At 72.0% G+C, this 16337-nt stretch carries 15 protein-coding genes and 2 pseudogenes; 12 read left to right on the forward strand and 5 right to left on the reverse strand.

The window, feature by feature from the left end; all coding sequences use genetic code 11:
• The 4 genes from ACWDR3_RS19625 to ACWDR3_RS19640 are packed head-to-tail and all read left to right on the forward strand — an operon-like array spanning position 1 to position 3923.
• Positions 1-918: an SCO2523 family variant P-loop protein gene (locus ACWDR3_RS19625; protein ID WP_450353777.1), complete on the forward strand. Its 918-nt coding sequence runs from the start codon at positions 1-3 to the stop codon at positions 916-918.
• The gene (locus ACWDR3_RS19630) at positions 915-1895 is read left to right on the forward strand and encodes an SCO2522 family protein (RefSeq protein ID WP_450353764.1); all 981 of its coding nucleotides are present in this window, start codon (positions 915-917) and stop codon (positions 1893-1895) included. The genes ACWDR3_RS19625 and ACWDR3_RS19630 overlap by 4 nt, the downstream gene beginning before the upstream one ends.
• Before the next feature lies 1 nt (position 1896).
• Positions 1897-2871 (forward strand): SCO2521 family protein, encoded by a 975-nt coding sequence (locus tag ACWDR3_RS19635; protein ID WP_450353765.1) that lies wholly within the window; start codon positions 1897-1899, stop codon positions 2869-2871.
• Positions 2868-3923 carry a hypothetical protein gene (locus ACWDR3_RS19640; RefSeq protein ID WP_450353766.1) on the forward strand — a complete coding sequence of 352 codons (1056 nt, stop codon included), beginning with the start codon at positions 2868-2870 and terminating at the stop codon, positions 3921-3923. Before ACWDR3_RS19635 ends, ACWDR3_RS19640 begins: the two co-directional genes overlap by 4 nt.
• A gap of 7 nt (positions 3924-3930) precedes the next feature.
• Here ACWDR3_RS19640 and bla read toward each other — a convergent pair whose 3' ends face one another.
• The gene (gene bla, locus ACWDR3_RS19645; RefSeq protein WP_450353778.1) at positions 3931-4815 is read right to left on the reverse strand and encodes a class A beta-lactamase; all 885 of its coding nucleotides are present in this window, start codon (positions 4813-4815) and stop codon (positions 3931-3933) included.
• 190 nt (positions 4816-5005) lie between these two features.
• Here bla and ACWDR3_RS19650 point away from each other — a divergent pair, with 190 nt between their 5' ends.
• Positions 5006-6154 carry an abortive phage infection protein gene (locus ACWDR3_RS19650; protein WP_450353767.1) on the forward strand — a complete coding sequence of 383 codons (1149 nt, stop codon included), beginning with the start codon at positions 5006-5008 and terminating at the stop codon, positions 6152-6154.
• Positions 6155-6218: 64 nt separating this feature from the next.
• Here the strand turns inward: ACWDR3_RS19650 and ACWDR3_RS19655 are convergent, their stop codons facing one another.
• The 3 genes from ACWDR3_RS19655 to ACWDR3_RS19665 form a co-directional block, all read right to left on the reverse strand.
• Positions 6219-7712: an alpha/beta hydrolase gene (locus ACWDR3_RS19655; RefSeq protein WP_450353768.1), complete on the reverse strand. Its 1494-nt coding sequence runs from the start codon at positions 7710-7712 to the stop codon at positions 6219-6221.
• A 140-nt stretch (positions 7713-7852) separates the two neighbouring features.
• Positions 7853-8701 carry an ABC transporter permease gene (locus ACWDR3_RS19660; RefSeq protein ID WP_450353769.1) on the reverse strand — a complete coding sequence of 283 codons (849 nt, stop codon included), beginning with the start codon at positions 8699-8701 and terminating at the stop codon, positions 7853-7855.
• Positions 8698-9699 carry an ABC transporter ATP-binding protein gene (locus tag ACWDR3_RS19665; RefSeq protein ID WP_450353770.1) on the reverse strand — a complete coding sequence of 334 codons (1002 nt, stop codon included), beginning with the start codon at positions 9697-9699 and terminating at the stop codon, positions 8698-8700. The genes ACWDR3_RS19660 and ACWDR3_RS19665 overlap by 4 nt, the downstream gene beginning before the upstream one ends.
• A 134-nt stretch (positions 9700-9833) precedes the next feature.
• On the opposite strand from ACWDR3_RS19665, the gene ACWDR3_RS19670 reads away from it, so the two are divergent.
• From ACWDR3_RS19670 to ACWDR3_RS19685, 4 genes are read left to right on the forward strand one after another with little or no spacing between them, the layout of a single operon-like run.
• Entirely contained in the window at positions 9834-11042 is a 1209-nt protein-coding gene (locus ACWDR3_RS19670) for a sensor histidine kinase (protein WP_450353771.1), read from the forward strand.
• The gene (locus ACWDR3_RS19675; RefSeq protein ID WP_450353772.1) at positions 11039-11710 is read left to right on the forward strand and encodes a response regulator; all 672 of its coding nucleotides are present in this window, start codon (positions 11039-11041) and stop codon (positions 11708-11710) included. The genes ACWDR3_RS19670 and ACWDR3_RS19675 overlap by 4 nt, the downstream gene beginning before the upstream one ends.
• 60 nt (positions 11711-11770) lie before the next feature.
• Complete coding sequence (locus tag ACWDR3_RS19680; RefSeq protein ID WP_450353773.1) at positions 11771-13231, forward strand: sensor histidine kinase; 1461 nt, start codon at positions 11771-11773, stop codon at positions 13229-13231.
• A 7-nt stretch (positions 13232-13238) separates the two neighbouring features.
• Positions 13239-13919, forward strand: coding sequence for a response regulator (locus ACWDR3_RS19685; protein ID WP_450353774.1), 681 nt, complete (start codon positions 13239-13241; stop codon positions 13917-13919).
• Here ACWDR3_RS19685 and ACWDR3_RS19690 read toward each other — a convergent pair.
• A pseudogene (locus ACWDR3_RS19690) lies at positions 13881-14600 on the reverse strand (phosphatase PAP2 family protein); the annotation flags it as partial. The gene ACWDR3_RS19685 and the pseudogene ACWDR3_RS19690 sit on opposite strands and share 39 nt — an antisense overlap.
• 231 nt (positions 14601-14831) lie before the next feature.
• Between ACWDR3_RS19690 and ACWDR3_RS19695 the strand changes: the two are divergent.
• The 3 genes and pseudogenes from ACWDR3_RS19695 to uppS form a co-directional block, all read left to right on the forward strand.
• Positions 14832-15047: a hypothetical protein gene (locus tag ACWDR3_RS19695; RefSeq protein ID WP_450353775.1), complete on the forward strand. Its 216-nt coding sequence runs from the start codon at positions 14832-14834 to the stop codon at positions 15045-15047.
• A gap of 45 nt (positions 15048-15092) precedes the next feature.
• Positions 15093-15839: a DNA repair protein RecO gene (gene recO / locus ACWDR3_RS19700; RefSeq protein WP_450353776.1), complete on the forward strand. Its 747-nt coding sequence runs from the start codon at positions 15093-15095 to the stop codon at positions 15837-15839.
• Positions 15840-15863: 24 nt separating this feature from the next.
• A pseudogene (gene uppS / locus ACWDR3_RS19705) lies at positions 15864-16256 on the forward strand (polyprenyl diphosphate synthase); the annotation flags it as partial.
• Positions 16257-16337: the final 81 nt, after the last annotated feature.

The following is a 16337-nucleotide window of genomic DNA, read 5'->3' on the forward strand; positions in this document are numbered from 1 at the left end:
GTGCTCGTCCTCGCCGCCTCCGACAAGGGAGGCACCGGCCGCTCCGTCACCAGCGCCAACCTCGCCTACCACCGCGCCCTCGCCGGTGACGACGTGGCCTACGTCGACTTCGACTTCGGCTCGCCCACCGCCGCCGCCGTCTTCGACGTACCCGACGTCCTGCGCGGCGCCCGCGACGGCGGACTGCACTCCTATCTGGAGGGCCGGGCCGACGAGCCGGTCCGGATCGACATCTGGCGCCGCACCGAACACCCCGTCCTGCGCCGCAGGCCCAACGGCTCGGGCCGGCTCGTCCTGCTGCCCGGCGACGCCGGCGGCGGCGAGTTCGCCACCGACGAGGACGCCCTGCGCCGCTGCGTGGACCTGCTGCTGCGCCTGCACACCGAGTTCGACGTGATCGTCGTGGACCTCAGCGCGGGCCGCAGCTACGCGATGGACATGGTCCTGGAGGCCACCGCACAGCGGGAGTTGAGCGCACTGCCCGCCCGCTGGGTCGTCTTCCACCGCTGGACCCGCCAGCACGTCATCGCCGCGTCCGGCCTGGTCTTCGCGGAGCGCGGCATCCTGGAGGGCGGCGCGGAACGCGGCCACGACAAGGACGCGCTCCAGGGCGCCATCCGCTTCGTCCGGGCCGCCGTACCCGACCCCGACTCGGCCCTGTGGTCCCACGTACCGCCGGCCCAGTCCGCCTGGATGCAGATGTACGACGAGAAGCTGCGGCGGCTGGCCGCCGACCTCGGCATCGGCGACAGCGTGGTGCTCGGGACCGTACCGCTGGAGCCCATACTCCTGCTGCGCGAGCAACTCATCACCGAGGAAGAGGTCGTCTCCACCCAGATCGCCACCGCCGACACCCTGGAGGTGCTGGAGGAGATCGCCCGCCGCCTGACCGACGACACCCACTGGGGGCAGCCGTGACGGAGGCCGTCTTCCGGGAGACCGCGGCCGAACCCCGCACCCAGTCGGTGCCGCTGGCCCATCTCTCCCTGGAACTGGGGCACTTGTACCTGGAGGACCTGGAAGGAGGGCCCGCGCGGCTGCGCGAGCACTTCGAGCGGGTACGGCCCTGGGCGGACGCGGCACGCGCCGACACCGCCGCCCGGACCGCGGGTCGCACCCCGCGGATCAGCACGTGCTTCCTGATAGACGACTACTTCACCCGCTTCTCCACCCCGGCCGACCTGCTCCCGATGATCCTCGAAGAGGCCGACCGGGCCGGGCTCGTCATCGACTACCTGGCCCGCGAGTCCGCCTGCGCCGTCGCCGACAAGGTGCCCATCGCCCAGGCCGTCGCGGACCGCCTGGTCGAGTCGCCGCCCCCGGGCAGCTACGGTGCCCGGCCCCCGGTCAGCCGGTCCGGCTGGCTCGCCAACGGACAGCGCACCCCGACCGCACGCCCCGCCCAGGCCATGCGCAGGACCGCCCCCTGGCAGCCGCCCAGCGAGACCGCCGCCCGCCGCCACTCCGTCTTCGTCGACGTCGAGCTGTGGGACAAGGACCGCGACGGCAACCACATCTGGTCCTGCGCCTTCCTCGCCGCCGTCTGGCAACTGGCCCGCCTCGGCCTGCTCCGCAACGAGGGCGAACCCGTCCTGACGGCAAGGGACTTGACCGTACGGGACGGTCGCCCGGCCGAATTCCCCGGCGCCTGGGACGAGTTACCGCCCCTGCTCCGACTCAACCCGTCCGCGGCCCCGTTCAGCGCCTACCGAACCTGGTCCGTGCTGCCCTCGCGGTTCCTGTCCGTCGAACACGCGGTGCGGGTCGTCCTCGACCAGACCGACGTGGACGCCGGAGCCCTGAGCCAGGCCACCGAACGGGCCGCCCGCGAAGGCCAGTTGAACCCCGACTCCGTCGCCGAGCGCGTCTCGTACGTCTTCTACGCGGGGCCCTGAGATGACGGCCCCGCCCGGCACCGCGAGCGCGGTCCTGAGCTGCGGCGAGGTGCTCACCTGCGTCCTGCCGTCCCAGCAGCCCCTCGACGCCGAGTCGGCCGCCGCCCTGCTGAGCCTGCGCACCGACGAACGCGTCCTCGTCTCCGAGCGCCCCAACCTCTACGCGCGCTCGCCGGAGACCCTCACGGGCGTGGACTGCGCCCTGCCCACCGCCAACGGGGCGAAGGTGCGCGTGGTCGGCACGGTCGCGGTCCGCGCGACGCTCACCGAGGGCCGCGTCCTGCAGACCACCGCCTACTTCACGGCACCGGCCGACGGCCCCGAACGGCGTCGTGCCTGGGGCCACTACCTGATGCGGCCCGGCCGGCTGGAACCGCTCGGCCGACTGCCCGAGCAGGAAGCGGCCGACGGCATCCTGAGCGGCGGCCGCCCGGGCGAACTGGACCTCGGCCTGATCGCCGACGGCCTCCTCACCGAACTCCTGCGGCACCCCCTGCTGGACCGGACGGTGCCCTTCAAGAAGTCCCGCCGCACGCACCTCCGTTGGGCCGCACTGACCGACTCGAAGGGCGCAGGCCCCTCGATCCAGCGCTTCACGCTCGGCGAGGGCGACCTGCGCACCGTCCGCCTGTCCGTGCCCGACGGCACGAAACCGATGGCCGTGGCCGGGCTGTGCGAGGACTTCGCCCTGCACGACTGGCTGCTGACCACCGTGGTCCGCCTGCTCGACGGCCGGCTCGGCTCGGTCGAGGCGCCCACCGCGCTGACGGCACTGCGCCCCGCCGTCGAGCACCTGATGCACCTGTGGATGCCCCGCGCCCGCGGGGACCGCACGCTGAGCACCTTGTGGGACGTACTGGAACAGGAGCCCGGATTCACCCGGCAGTGGCAGAGCGTCTCGCAGCGGATCCGCGATCAGCTCGCCCTGCTGAACACCCTTGCACCGCGCCGAGTCCCGACGGGGGAGACACCATGAACGGAGCACCGGTGACCACGACCACGACGACCACGACCGTCGCCACACCGCACCGGACCATCCAGCCGACGCGGCCGGAAGCGAGGGGGCTGCGCTTCCCACCGGTCCTGGTGAAGATCCTCGTGACCGCCCTGGTCTTCCTCATCGCCTACCTGGTCACCAACGCGCTCGACCAGGACCAGGGCGATGTGTGGAACCTGACCGCCTCCATCGTCATCGGCGGGGCGGCCCTGATCGTGCAGTACCTGGTCGACTTCGAGCGCCGCCTCGAACAGATCGAGACCAGCCAGGCCCAGTTGATCAGGGACGTGAAGGACAACCTGATCAGTCACCATGTCGCCCTGACCGAACTGGTCGACGACCGCTTCGCCCGGATCAGCGAGGCGACCGAACTCTTCAGCAACGTCGACCGCTCGGTACTGCGCTCGGACGGGGTGGTCAAGCTCGCCCGCAGCGCCACGGAGTGCGGCCAGCTGAACAACGAGACCGTGAAGACCTTCGCCAGCGAGGAGATCGAACGGCTCGCGGGCCTCCTGGAGAACCTGAGCAACCGCAGCACGGACTGCCTGGGCGAGAACCAGGACTGGCTCATCGGCCTCACCCACTGCATCAAACACAGCCTCGACGCCACCAGCACCTCGGTGGACCGCGACTTCTGGGGCAGCGAGCCCGCCGCCCGCTATCTGGAAGCGCAGAGCGACGCGGTCCAACGCGAGGTGGAGATACGCCGGTTGTTCCTCGTCAACACCCCCGAGGAGATCGACGAACCGCTCAAGCAACTCTGCAAGAACCAGCGCGCACTGGAGATCGACGCCCGCGTGGTGGCCTTCTCCGAGCTGCCGCCCTGGGCCCAACTGGGCACGAAGAGCGACTTCATCGTCTTCGACCGGGAGCTCTCCTACGAGATCGACCAGGACACCAAGGACATCAACGCCAAGACCACGCTCAACGCCCGCCCTTCCCATGTGGAGCACCGCATGCGGCAGTTCACGCGCCTGTGGGAGGCGACGCTGAACCTGCCGCACCACGGGATACCGCCGATGGACGAGTGACGAGCTGTTACGAGCTTTCGACCAGTACGTCGGCCACCAGCGCCGCCGCCTCGGCGATCAGGGCGTCGTCCCAGGGGCGGTCCTGGCCGGGGGTGGTCGACAGGATCGCCAGCACGATCGGGGCGCCCTCGGGCGTCCAGGCGATGCCGACGTCGTTGGTGGTGCCGTACGAGCCGGAGCCCGTCTTGTCGCCGACCGTCCAGGTGTCGGGCAGGCCGCGCCGGATGCGGTTGGCGCCGGTCGTGTTGTTCAGCAGCCAGTGGGTGAGGAGCTCGCGGTCCCGGCGGTTCAGGGCCTCGCCGAGGACCAGCCGGCCGTAGCTGCCGCCGATCGCGCGCGGGCTAGTGGTGTCCGTGAGCCGCCCCGGCTCGGCCGAGTTGAGCTCCGGCTCCCAGCGGTCCAGGCGGGTGACGCGGTCGCCGAGCGAGCGGGCGAAGCGGGTGATCGCGGTGGGGCCGCCGAGCAGGCGCAGCAGGAAGTTGGCCGCGGAGTTGTCGCTGTAGCGGACGGCCGCGTCGCAGAGTTCCTCGACGGTCATCCCGTTGGCGAGGTGTTCGTCCGTGCCGGTGATCGGGGCGCCGTCCACCAGGTCGGCACGCGTGTAGTGGATGCGGCGGGCGAGGACCTCGCCGTCGTGGTCCAGGTCGCGCAGGACGGCCCCGGCGGTGAGGGTCTTGAAGACCGAGCAGATCGGGAAGCGCTCGTCGGCGCGGTGGGTCACGCTCTTCCGCGTACAGACGTCGTGCGCGAACACGCCCAGCCGGGCGCCGTGTTGGCGCTCCAGCCGGCGCAGTCGGTGCAGCCGGTCGTCCGTGGCCGCGTGCGCCGGAGCGCCGGCGAGGAGGACGGCGGAGGCGGCGGTGCCGGCGGCGAGCAGGGTGCGTCGGGTCAGCGGGGGCTTCGGGGACGTCGGGGTCTTCGGTGACTTCGGGGACTGGTACGAGCCTTGGATCGTGCTCTCCTTCGGTCGATGGCTGTCGACGATCTCTCCATTGTTCGACGCCGTGACTCATTCCTTGGTTGCCCGGCCGTAGACCATCGGCGGACGGCGGGGCGGGCCTCCGAGCGCCACAGTGAAGGGCATGGAGAAGACGAAGGGGATCAGCCGGGCACAGTTCATGGCGGGGGCGGCGGCCCTCGGGGCGACGGCGGCGGTGCTGCCGTCGGGGGCGGCCGGGGCCGCGGTCGGGGGTGCTGGGGCAGGGGGTGCCGGACGGCGTGGGCTCCGGCATCGCGGTGTCGTCTACACCGTCGGCGCGGGCGAGACGCCCGGGACCGCGTGGAGCGCCGCGCGGATGCGCCGGGACATCCGCGTCATCCGCGACGAGTTGCACGCCGACACGGTCGACGTCACCGGCGACGGCGTCGAGCGGCTCACCAGGACCGCGGCCGAGGCCGCCGAGCGCGGGCTGCACGTCTGGCTGCAGCCGACCCTCGGGGACGTCCCGGAGCGGGACATCCTGGAGCACCTGGCCGAGTGCGGCCGGTTCGCGGAGCGACTGCGCAGGCAGGGCGCGAGCGTGGACTTCAGCGTGGGCTGCGAGTTCTGGCTGTTCGTGCCCGGGATCGTGCCGGGGGACACGGTCCTGGACCGGGTCGAGAACCTGCTGAAGGGCAATGTCGACCCGGTGAGGATGCAGCGCAAGCTCGACCGCTTCACCGCCAAGGCGGCGGCCGTGGGCCGGTCCGTCTTCCACGGCCGGCTCAGTTACGCCGCCGCCCAGGACGACCGGGTCGACTGGCGCCTCTTCGACGTCGTCGGCATCGACTACTACTCGTACTTCCGCCAACCCGCCGAATACGTACGGGAGTTGCGGAAGTACCGGCGCTGGGGCAAGCCCGTCGCCATCACCGAGTTCGGCACCTGCGCCTACGTCGGCGCCCCCGAGACGGCCGGCATGGGGTGGAACATCGTCGACTACGACAAGGGGCAGATCAAAGGCCACCACGTCCGCAGCGAACACACCCAGGCCGCCTATCTCGTCGACCTCGTCCGGGTCTTCGAGTCGATGGGCCTGTACGCGGCGATGGCGTTCGAGTTCGTCACTCCGGACGCACCGCACCGCGCCGACAACCCGCGCTACGACCTCGACCTGGCGAGCTACAGCATCACCAAGACCATCAAGGACTGCCCCGGCGACCCGCGTTCGGACTGGCACTGGGAGCCGAAGGAGGCGTTCCACGCACTGGCGCGGCAGTACGGGAAGGCGTGCGTGGCGACGGCTCGCTAGGACGGGGCGAGGGGGGCGAGGGGGCGGGGGGTGCCCAAGGAACAGGCGCCCCCCGCCCGGCCGTTCAGTCGCAGTAGACGTCCCGCCCCGGCCGCTCTCCCGTCGCCAGGAAGCGGGAGACCGTCCGGTCGCCGCACGCGTTGCCGTTGTCCAGATAGGCGTCGTGGCCGGTGGAGTCGACGGTGACCATGACGGCTCGCTCGCCGAGGGCCGAGCGCAGCTTCAGCGCGCCGCTGAGCGGGGTCGCCACGTCGTGCTCGTTCTGCACGAGGAGGATGTTCGACGGCCCCCGGTCGGTGATCCGCACCGGCGGCTGCGCGGGCGGGAAGGGCCAGGCGGCGCACACCATCGCGTTGGCGGGCATCCCGGCGGTCAGCGGATACTTGGCCCGGCTCTCCGCAACACCCTTCTCGTACACGGCCGTTGACGTCGGCCACGCGCTGTCGTTGCAGATGGTGGCGGCGCCGACCGCGGCCAGGTTCTGCAGCGCCTCCTCCGGGGGTGCCTCGGGCGCGGGCGGTACGGTGCCCTGCCGGGCGGCGAGGATCAGTTCGGCCAGGGCGGGGAAGTCGTCCGGGTCGTAGAAGTCGTTCAGCATTTCCTGGCGCAGCGCGTTGCCGTCCAGGACCTCGGGGTTGGCGCCGGGCCAGGGCAGCGGCTCTCGGTCGAGGCGGTCGGCGAGGCGCAGGAAGTCCGACCGCACGGCCGCGGGTGTCTCGGCGAGCCGGTGCGGGTTGCCGGGTTCGGCGGCCCACCGCGCGAACTGGGTGAACAGGCCCTTCACGCCGGGCGCGAACCCGGCGAGCCACGCGCGAGACACGTCGGTGCGGCCGAGGTCACCGGTCGGGTCCAGGTTGCTGTCCAGGACGATCCGGTCGGTGCGCTGCGGGAACAACTGGGCGTAGACCGCGCCGATGTACGTGCCGTACGAGACGCCCCACGCGGAGATCCGGCGTTCGCCGAGCGCGGCCCGGATGCGGTCGATGTCGCGGGCGTTGTCCGCCGTGCTGATGTGACGGATCAACTGCCCGCCGTTGCGCGCGCAGGCCTGCGACACGCGCTGTGCGGCGGCCATGTTCTCGGTGACGGAGCCGTCGGCCGCGGGCCAGGGCCGCAGCTTGGTCAGAGCGAGGTCGCCGTGTTCGAGGCCGCAGTCGACGGCGGTGGACGGCGCGTTCCCGCGCGGGGCGAAGCCGATCAGGTCGTAGCTGTCGCGCAGCTTCTGCGGCATCCTCCGCCCCTTCTCGACCGGGTCGTCGAGGCTGCTGCCGCCCGGCCCACCGGGGATGATCAGCAGGGCGCCCCGACGGGCGGACGGCTTCTCGGCGGCGATCCGGGAGACGGCGATGTCGATCCGCCGGCCGCCGGGATCGGCGTAGTCCAGGGGGACTTGGAGGGTCGCGCACTCCAGACGGGGGTCGGCACCGGAGCCGCACGCCGACCAGCCGAGCGCGTCGGCCTCCGACGAGGCCGAGGCGTGCGCCGCGAGGGGCGCGGTGAGGCCGAGGAGCAGGCTGGAGACGGCGATCAGAGAACCGTTGCGGATGGTCTGCTTCATACGGACGAGCCTCGCGGCTCTCGCCGCCCCCTCACATCCGGGCAACTGCCCTATTCCCACGGGGGGTTACCCCAGTCTCCGACTCGGGGTCACCCCCGAGCCCGCCGCTCCCCCGGGGGGATCACCTTGCCCTCCCGCCCTCACACATCCCGCCGGTCCACTGCCATCACCGCCACGACGGCACCCGCCAGCGCCCACACCGCGAACACCACCCACCCGCCCGTGACCGACGTCGGGTACCGCGAGGCCAGCGTGTACGGTTCGCGGCCGTAGCCGATGTCGACGAGCCGCATCCACGCGTTGTACGGCAGGGCGTTTCGGACGCACGCGGTCCAGTGGTAGCGGTCGGTCACGAAGGCCGGGGCGAGCAGCAGGACGCCGGTCGTCAGGACCATCGTCGTCGCGCCGTGCCGGATCAGCGCGCCGAGCCCCATGCCGACCAGCGCGCACACCGGGGCGAGGAGCGCCGACGCCGCGATCACGCGTACCGCTCCGGGCTCGTCGAGGGACACGCTCGCGTCCCTCCCGGCCAGGATCGCCTGCGTCGCGGCGAAAGAGACGCCCGCTACGACCACGCCGAACACCGTCATCACCGTCGTCACCACGGCGACCTTCGCCGCCATCAGCGCCCGCCGGTCGGGGACGGCCGTGAACGTCGTACGGATCAGGCCCGTCGCGTACTCGCCGACCACCGTGAGCGCGCCGATGCTCGCGCACGCCAGGATCGTGATCATGGCCGAGCCCAGGGTGAAGGCGTCCCGCAGCGCCCAGAAGACGAAGTCGTCGTGGATCGGCTCGCCGTAGTGCGGGTAGTTGACGAAGTCGGCGCGGGCCGCGTTCGCGTTGAAGGCGATCACGGCCAGGGCGCCGGAGCCGAGGGCCCAGTAAGTGGAGCGCAGGGAACGGAGTTTGAGCCACTCGGAGGCGAAGAGGTCGAGGAAGGAGGTGGTGGGGCGGGACGCGGTTCGAGTGGTCGCCGATGTCGTCATCGTCGGGCCTCTCCCATGTCCGCGCCCGATTCTCGTGCCTCTCTCATGTCCGCGCCCGCTTCTCGGGTCTCCCTCAAGTCCACGCCCGCTTCCGCTCCCGCCAGGTACTCCACACTGTCCGCCGTCAGTTCCATGAACGCCCGCTCCAGCGACGCGGCCTGAGTCGTCAACTCCCGGAGCAGAAAACGGTGTTCGAAGGCCAGCTCGCCCACCCGCCCGGCGCTCACCCCGCCGACACGAAGAGTTTCCTCGTCGTACGGCGTCACCTCGGCCCCCTCCGCCGCCAACACCATGGCCAATGGCCCCGCGTCCGGAGTCCGCACGGTCACCGTCGGTGCCGTGCCGCGGGCGGCGAACTCGGTGAGGCTCTCGGCGGCGATCAGCTCACCGCGTCCGATGACGACCAACTCGTCGGCCGTGTGCTCCATCTCGGACATGAGGTGGCTGGAGACGAAGACGGTCCGCCCTTCCCGGGCCAGCCGCCGAAACAGCTCCCGCACCCACAACACCCCTTCCGGATCGAGCCCGTTGAGCGGCTCGTCGAAGAGCAGCACCGGCGGCTCGCCGAGCAACGCGCCCGCGATGCCGAGCCGTTGCCGCATGCCCAGCGAGAACGTGCCGACCCGGCGCCGGGCCGCCGCGCCGCTGAGCCCCACCTCGGCGAGCACCTCGTCAACCCGGCCCGCGGGGATGCGGTTGCTCCGTGCCAGCGCCCGCAGGTGCGCCCACGCGCTGCGTCCGCCGTGTACGTCGTGGGCGTCGAGCAGGGCGCCGACGTGGCGCAGACCGCGCGGGTGGTCGCGGAAGGCGTGGCCGTCGACCGTCGCGGTGCCGCCGCTCGGCTGGACGAGCCCGAGCAGCATCCGCAGGGTCGTGGTCTTGCCTGCGCCGTTCGGCCCGAGGAAGCCGGTGACATGGCCGGGGCGGACGGTGAAGGAGAGGTCGCGTACGGCGGTGGTGGGTCCGTACCGCTTGGTGAGGTGCTCGACTTCGATCATGCCCACCACGGTCCCGCGCGCGGCCGGTACCGGTCATCGCCCGGCGGCTGACAGTCGTACGCCCGTGCTGTCGACCGGAGTCGTACGTCCCCGGGCCGATGACCGCACCCATGGCGCGTGTCTACGATCGCCGCATGTCCGCCGCCGAACCGTCGCCGCCCCTGCACAAGCGCGTACCCCCGGGTGCCTGGACGGCGCTCGCGTGGTGCGCGGGGGAGTTGTTCACCCTGCTCTCCCGTGTCCAGTTGCCCGGCGAGGTCGAGCCGGACGAGTGGGCGGCGGTCCAGCTCTACCGCTGGGACGGCCTGGCCACCCTCGCCCTGTCCACCGCCCTTGCCCTGTACGGCGGTTGGCTGCTGGCGCGCCGGCCGCTGAGCGCTCTCGCGGCCCTGCTGCTCGCGTCCGTCCTCGCGACGACCCCGCTGGGCGTGGGCGCGATACCGATGGCGCTGTTCGTCGGCCCCGTGGTCGCCCTGTACTTCGTCGCGGCGGCCCGCCCGCGCCGGACCGCGACCGCCGCGCTCGCCCTGGCCCTCGGCACCCTCGCCGCCTACCTCGCCGTCCGCCTGTTCAACGGCTGGAACGTCGGCACCTCGGCGGAGCTCGCCGTGACCCTCGTCGCCGTCATCGCCTGGCTGCTCGGCACCTCCTCCCACCAGGCCCGCGTCCACGCCGAACGGCTCAGTGCCGAGCACGCGGACCGGGCCGTGACCGCCGAACGGCTGCGGATCGCACGGGAGATGCACGACACCGTCGCCCACAGCATCGGCATCATCGCCCTCCAGGCGGGCGCGGCGGCCCGGGTGGCGACCACCCGCCCGGAGGCGGCCCTGACCGCGATGCGGGCCGTGGAGAACGAGGGGCGCGAGACGCTGGCCGGGCTGCGCCGGATGCTGGTGGCGCTGCGGGCGGCGGACCGGGCCGCCGACGGTTCCGCACGCGCCGCCGCCCTCCCCGCGGGCCTGTCGGACGTGGACCGACTGGCCCTCACGACCACCGCCGCCGGCGTCCGAGTCGAGGTGACCCGGCTCGGCGAGGCACGTCAACTCCCGCCGGACATCGACCTGTCGGCGTTCCGGATCGTCCAGGAGTCCGTCACCAACGTCGTACGCCACGCGGACACGCACGCGTGCCGGGTCACCCTCGACTACCGCGACGACGAACTCGCCCTGGAGATCACGGACGAGGGGCGGGGCCGGGGAAGCGCGACCGACACCGGCTTCGGACTGGCCGGCATGCGGGAGCGAGTCGCCCTCCTGCACGGCGAGTTCACCGCCGCCCCGCGTCCCGGGGGCGGCTTCCGGGTCGCCGCCCGACTGCCCGTTCCGGCGGCCGCCCGATGACGGACCGTGCCGTGCGGGTCCTCCTCGCCGACGACCAGGAACTCATCCGTACCGCGCTGAGCATGGTGATGGCCGACCTCGACGACGTGGAGGTGGTCGGTGAGGCCGCCACCGGCGGGGAGGCGGTGCGGCTGACCGCCGAACTCGCCCCGGACGTCGTGGTGATGGACATCCGGATGCCGGAGATGGACGGCATCGAGGCGACCCGCAGGATCGGCGCGGCGGGCTCGGCCGCCCGGGTCGTCGTCCTCACCACCTTCGACGACGACGAGTACGTCTACGGGGCACTGCGGGCCGGCGCGTCCGGCTTCCTGGTCAAGGACATGGCCCTCGACGACATCATCGGCGCCGTGCGGATCGTGGCCGCCGGAGACGCGCTCATCGCGCCCGCCGTCACCCGCCGCCTGATCCACGACTTCGCGAGCCGCCCCGAACCGGCGCGTCCCCGCCGCGAGTTGAAGGGCATCACCGACCGCGAACGCGAGGTGCTGACCCTGGTCGGCGGCGGCCTGTCCAACACGGAGATCGCCGCCGAACTGTGCATCACCGTGGCCACCGCGAAGACGTACCTGACCCGCCTGTTCACCAAACTCGACGCCAGGGACCGGGTCCAGCTGGTGATCACCGCCTACGAGGCGGGACTGGTGTCGGTGGAACGGCGTACCTAGACGCGGTATAGGACTTTCGGCAGTGGTCGCACGGCGCCCGGTGTCCGTACCGTCACCTCCGTGGACAGCGCAGTGATCAACCGTGAGGCCGCGACCCGAACCGCTCTTCCACGGCGGGCACTTGACCCTGGAGCCCTTCTCACGGCGGCTGCCGCGGTGGCCGCCGCTCTGAGCGTGCTGAACGCGTGGTGGGCTGTCCCGACCGCCGTCGCCGCGTTCCTGGCAGGACGGCGTCCTGGACGGACGGCGCCGACGGCTCTCGCCCTGGTCGCGATTCTCGCGGCCGCTGTGGTGACCCTGTCCGCCGTTCCCGCTTGGCTCCCTCTCGCCGGCCGCTTCGTGACGGTGGTGGTCGCCGCCACGATGCTGCCCTGGTTCGCGGGCCGCTTCTGGTGCCAGTACCGGCAGCTTGTCCGGGCCGGGTGGGAGCGCGCCGAACAGCTGCACCGCGAGCAGCAACTGATCGCCGACCAGGCCCGGTTGCGCGAGCGGGCACGGATCGCCCAGGACATGCACGACGTGCTCGGCCATGACCTCAGCCTGATCGCCCTGTCGGCCGGCGCGCTCAAACTCGCGCCGGACCTTGAGGAACACCACCAAAGGGCCGCGGGTGACATCCGAGCCAGGGCCGCGGCCGCGGTGGAGCGGCTCGGCGAGGTGATCGGCGTCCTGCGTGACGAGGCCGACGCGACGCCCATGGACCCCGGCGACTCCAGCCTCACGCGGCTGACCTCCGAGGCTGCCGCGGCCGGCCTCACCGTGGAGTTGCACACCGGCGGCGCGGCGGACGACGTACCGTCCGTCGTCGAACGGGCAGTTCACCGGGTCGTGCAGGAAGCTCTGACCAACGTGGCCAAGCACGCGCCCGGCGCGACCGCGACCGTCCACGTGACGCATACGACGACCGAGACAAGGGTCGTCGTGGAGAACGGCCCACCGTCGTCCGCCGCCGACCAGCGAACCCGGCCCCGGAGCGGAGGGCGTGGCCTCATCGGTCTCGAAGAACGGGTGCGGTTGACCGGCGGTTCCTTCGACCACGGCCCGCGCGACGGAGGTTACGCGGTCGTCGCGCGGATCCCGCACGCTCCCTCGCCACCGCACACACCCTCACCGCCGCCTGCGCACTCGGCCCCGCACGGCCACGAACTGCCGCGGGAACATCGCCGCGCAAGGCGCCGGGTCGGCCGGGCCCTGGTCGTCGCGGTCATGGTGCCCCTCGTGACGGGAGCTCTGCTGAGCGGAGCCCTCATCGGCTGGGAGACGATGTCGGCGGCACAGTCGGTCCTGGACCCACGCGACTACGCCCGCCTGCGTGTCGGGCAGGATCGTTCCGAGACGGAGCGTCTCCTGCCGGACCGGCAGACGAACTACCGCCCGCTGACTGCCGAGCCGACGGGAGACGGCACGACGTGCGAGTACTACGCGATGACGGCCGACCGGTTCGACGACCGGTCCGGAGACGTCTACCAACTCTGCTTCCGGAAGGACACCCTGGTGTCCCTGGACACGATCACCCCGTGAGCGCTCGATGATCCGGGTGCTGATCGCCGACGACGAGCCGATGATCCGCGCCGGGGTACGCGCCGTTCTCGCCACGGATCCCGGCATCGAAGTCGTCGCCGAGGCCGTCGACGGGCACCACGCCGTGGAACTGGTCCGGCGCCATCGCCCCGCGGTGGCGGTACTCGACATCCGTATGCCGGGAATCAACGGCATCGACGCCGCCGCGGAGATCCGCAATACGGCGCCGGCCACGGGCATCGTGATGCTGACGACCTTCGGCGAGGACGACTACATCCTCAAGGCGCTCGGCGGCGGTGCGGCCGGCTTCCTGATCAAGTCGGGTGAGCCGGAGGAGCTGATCACCGGAGTCCGCGCGGTGGCCGAGGGCGCCGCCTACCTGTCACCGAAGGTCGCGGCCCGGGTCGTCGCGCACCTCGCCGCCACGGGCACCGGCGCCCTGGCCGCTCGGCGCTCCGCCGCCCGCCGGCAGGTCGACGCCCTCACCGCTCGGGAGCGAGAGGTACTTGCCCTTCTCGGCAGCGGCCTGTCCAACGGGCAGATCGCCCGGCGGCTCCATGTGGTGGAGGGAACGGTCAAGGCCCACGTGAGTTCCGTCCTCGCGAGGCTGGGCGTCGACAACCGGGCCGCCGCCGCGGTGGTGGCCCACGAGGCCGGGATCATTCCGCCTCGACCTTCCCAGCCGTGATGCCGCCCCCTGGGCAAGGGGCAGGAACGCGAGCAGCACCGCCGTCACGACAGCTCCGCCGAGCGTCGCGCCGGCGAGCACATCGTGCGGGTAGTGAGCCCCCACCAGCACACGCAGCAGCGCGGCAACCCCGGCCAGCGGCAGCGTGACCACGGCGAGGCGGGGCCGCAGCACCGCGAGACCGACAGCCAGACCGGCGGCCAGAGTGGCGTGGTTGCTCGGGAACGACCAGTCGCCAACTCCGGGGCACTGCGCGGCAGATGCGGCGCCCGCGCGTAACGCACGGCAGGGACGCTCCTCGTCCACGACGAGCTTCACCGCCTCGCTCACCGCATAGGCCGCGACGGTGCCGAGACCGGTCAGGACGGACCCGGCGACCTCTCGGGTGTCCTTGCGGCGGATCGCCGTCCACCACATCCGGACCAGCAGCAAGCCGAGGATCACCAACGTGCCCTCGGCGGCCACATCCAGGAGAGGGCCCAGCCACGACGGTGCGTCCGCCACCGCCCCGGTCACCGATCGGTACGCGGACGCCGAAGCCCCGCCCGTGACCTCGACGGCACCGGCCTCGCCCAGCCCGCCGGGGGACAGCCACGTGACGACTCCTGCTCCCACGCCCAGAGCGGCCGACGCACCGAGCAGTCGACCGGCTCGGGCTTTCCTTCGCGGTTCTCGTTCCATGGGCCCGAACGTAGGAGCGCGAGCAGCCGGGAACCCGGGCCGAAAGGCAGCGCCGGACCTTGACGATCGTCAGGGTTGACGGCAGCCCGCACGCCCCCGAAAGAGACTCCCGCCGAGTGTAGGTGCGTGACGTCACCGCGACGACACGAAGCGTGAAACTCGGGCGCGCGGGGGAGCACCGTGGAGGCACATCCATCGGAGTGCGGAGCCATCGGTGAAGGAAGTGCGCAGATGAAGCCCCCCGTCGGCAGCCACGTCATGGACACCCGCACCGGGAGGATCGGCATAGTCATGGGACACGAAGGGCCGTACGTGCAGCTCAGGCCGTACGGCGGGGGCCGTGAGTGGGACGCCGAACCGGACGCCGTGCGCGGTGCCACCACCGCCGAGCGCAGCGGCGCGGCGGCCGGGGGCGCCGATGCCCGCGGTCTCGGTGAGGTCCCTTGAAGGGGAAGGCCCGTGGCACGGTCGCCGTAGGCGAGAATGGACCCCATGAGCCTGTTCCGCGACGACGGCATCGTGCTGCGCACCCAGAAGCTGGGTGAGGCGGACCGGATCATCACCCTGCTCACCCGCGGACACGGACGCGTGCGGGCCGTGGCGCGCGGAGTGCGGCGCACCAAGTCGAAGTTCGGGGCCCGGCTGGAGCCGTTCTCCCACGTCGACGTGCAGTTCTTCGCGCGCGGCAGCGAGCTGGTCGGGCGCGGGCTGCCGCTGTGCACGCAGAGCGAGACCATCGCTCCGTACGGCGGCGGGATCGTGACCGACTACGCCCGCTACACCGCCGGAACGGTCATGCTGGAGACCGCCGAGCGGTTCACCGACCACGAGGGCGAGCCGGCGGTGCAGCAGTATCTGCTGCTCGTCGGGGCCCTGCGCACGCTGGCCAACGGCGAGCACGCACCGCACCTCGTGCTCGACGCCTTCCTGCTGCGCTCCCTCGCCGTGAACGGCTACGCCCCCAGCTTCGGCGACTGCGCGAAGTGCGGGATGCCGGGTCCCAACCGGTTCTTCTCGGTCGCCTCCGGCGGCTCGGTCTGCGCCGACTGCCGGGTGGCCGGCAGCGTCGTACCCTCGCCGCAGACCCTGGAACTGCTGGGCGCGCTGCTCACGGGAGACTGGGAGACCGCGGACGCGTGCGAGCCGCGGCACGTCCGGGAGGGCAGCGGGCTGGTGTCGGCCTACCTCCACTGGCATCTGGAACGCGGGCTGCGCTCGCTGCGTTACGTAGAGAAGTAAGCCGCAAGAGGAGACGAGAAGGTCATGGTCGTACGCGGGATCCTGGGGCGTCAGCGCCGTGAGTACAAGGCGCCGGAGCCGCACCCGTCGGGCGCCCGGGCGCCGAAGCTGCCCGGTGAGCTGGTGCCGAAGCACGTGGCGATCGTCATGGACGGCAACGGCCGGTGGGCCAAGGAACGCGGCCTGCCGCGCACCGAGGGCCACAAGGTCGGCGCCGAGCGGGTGCTGGACGTGCTCCAGGGCGGGATCGAGGCGGGCGTCGGCGCGATCTCCCTCTACGCCTTCTCCACCGAGAACTGGAAGCGGTCGCCGGACGAGGTGCGCTTCCTGATGAACTTCAACCGCGACTTCATCCGCAAGACCCGCGACACCCTCGACGAACTCGGGATCCGGGTGCGGTGGGTGGGGCGGATGCCCACGGCGACGACCTGAGCCCCCGGGACATCGCGGACGCGCTCCATGTGTCGCCGCGCACGCTCTACCGGGTGTTCGCCCAGC

Source organism: Streptomyces sp. NPDC001002 (assembly GCF_053599215.1).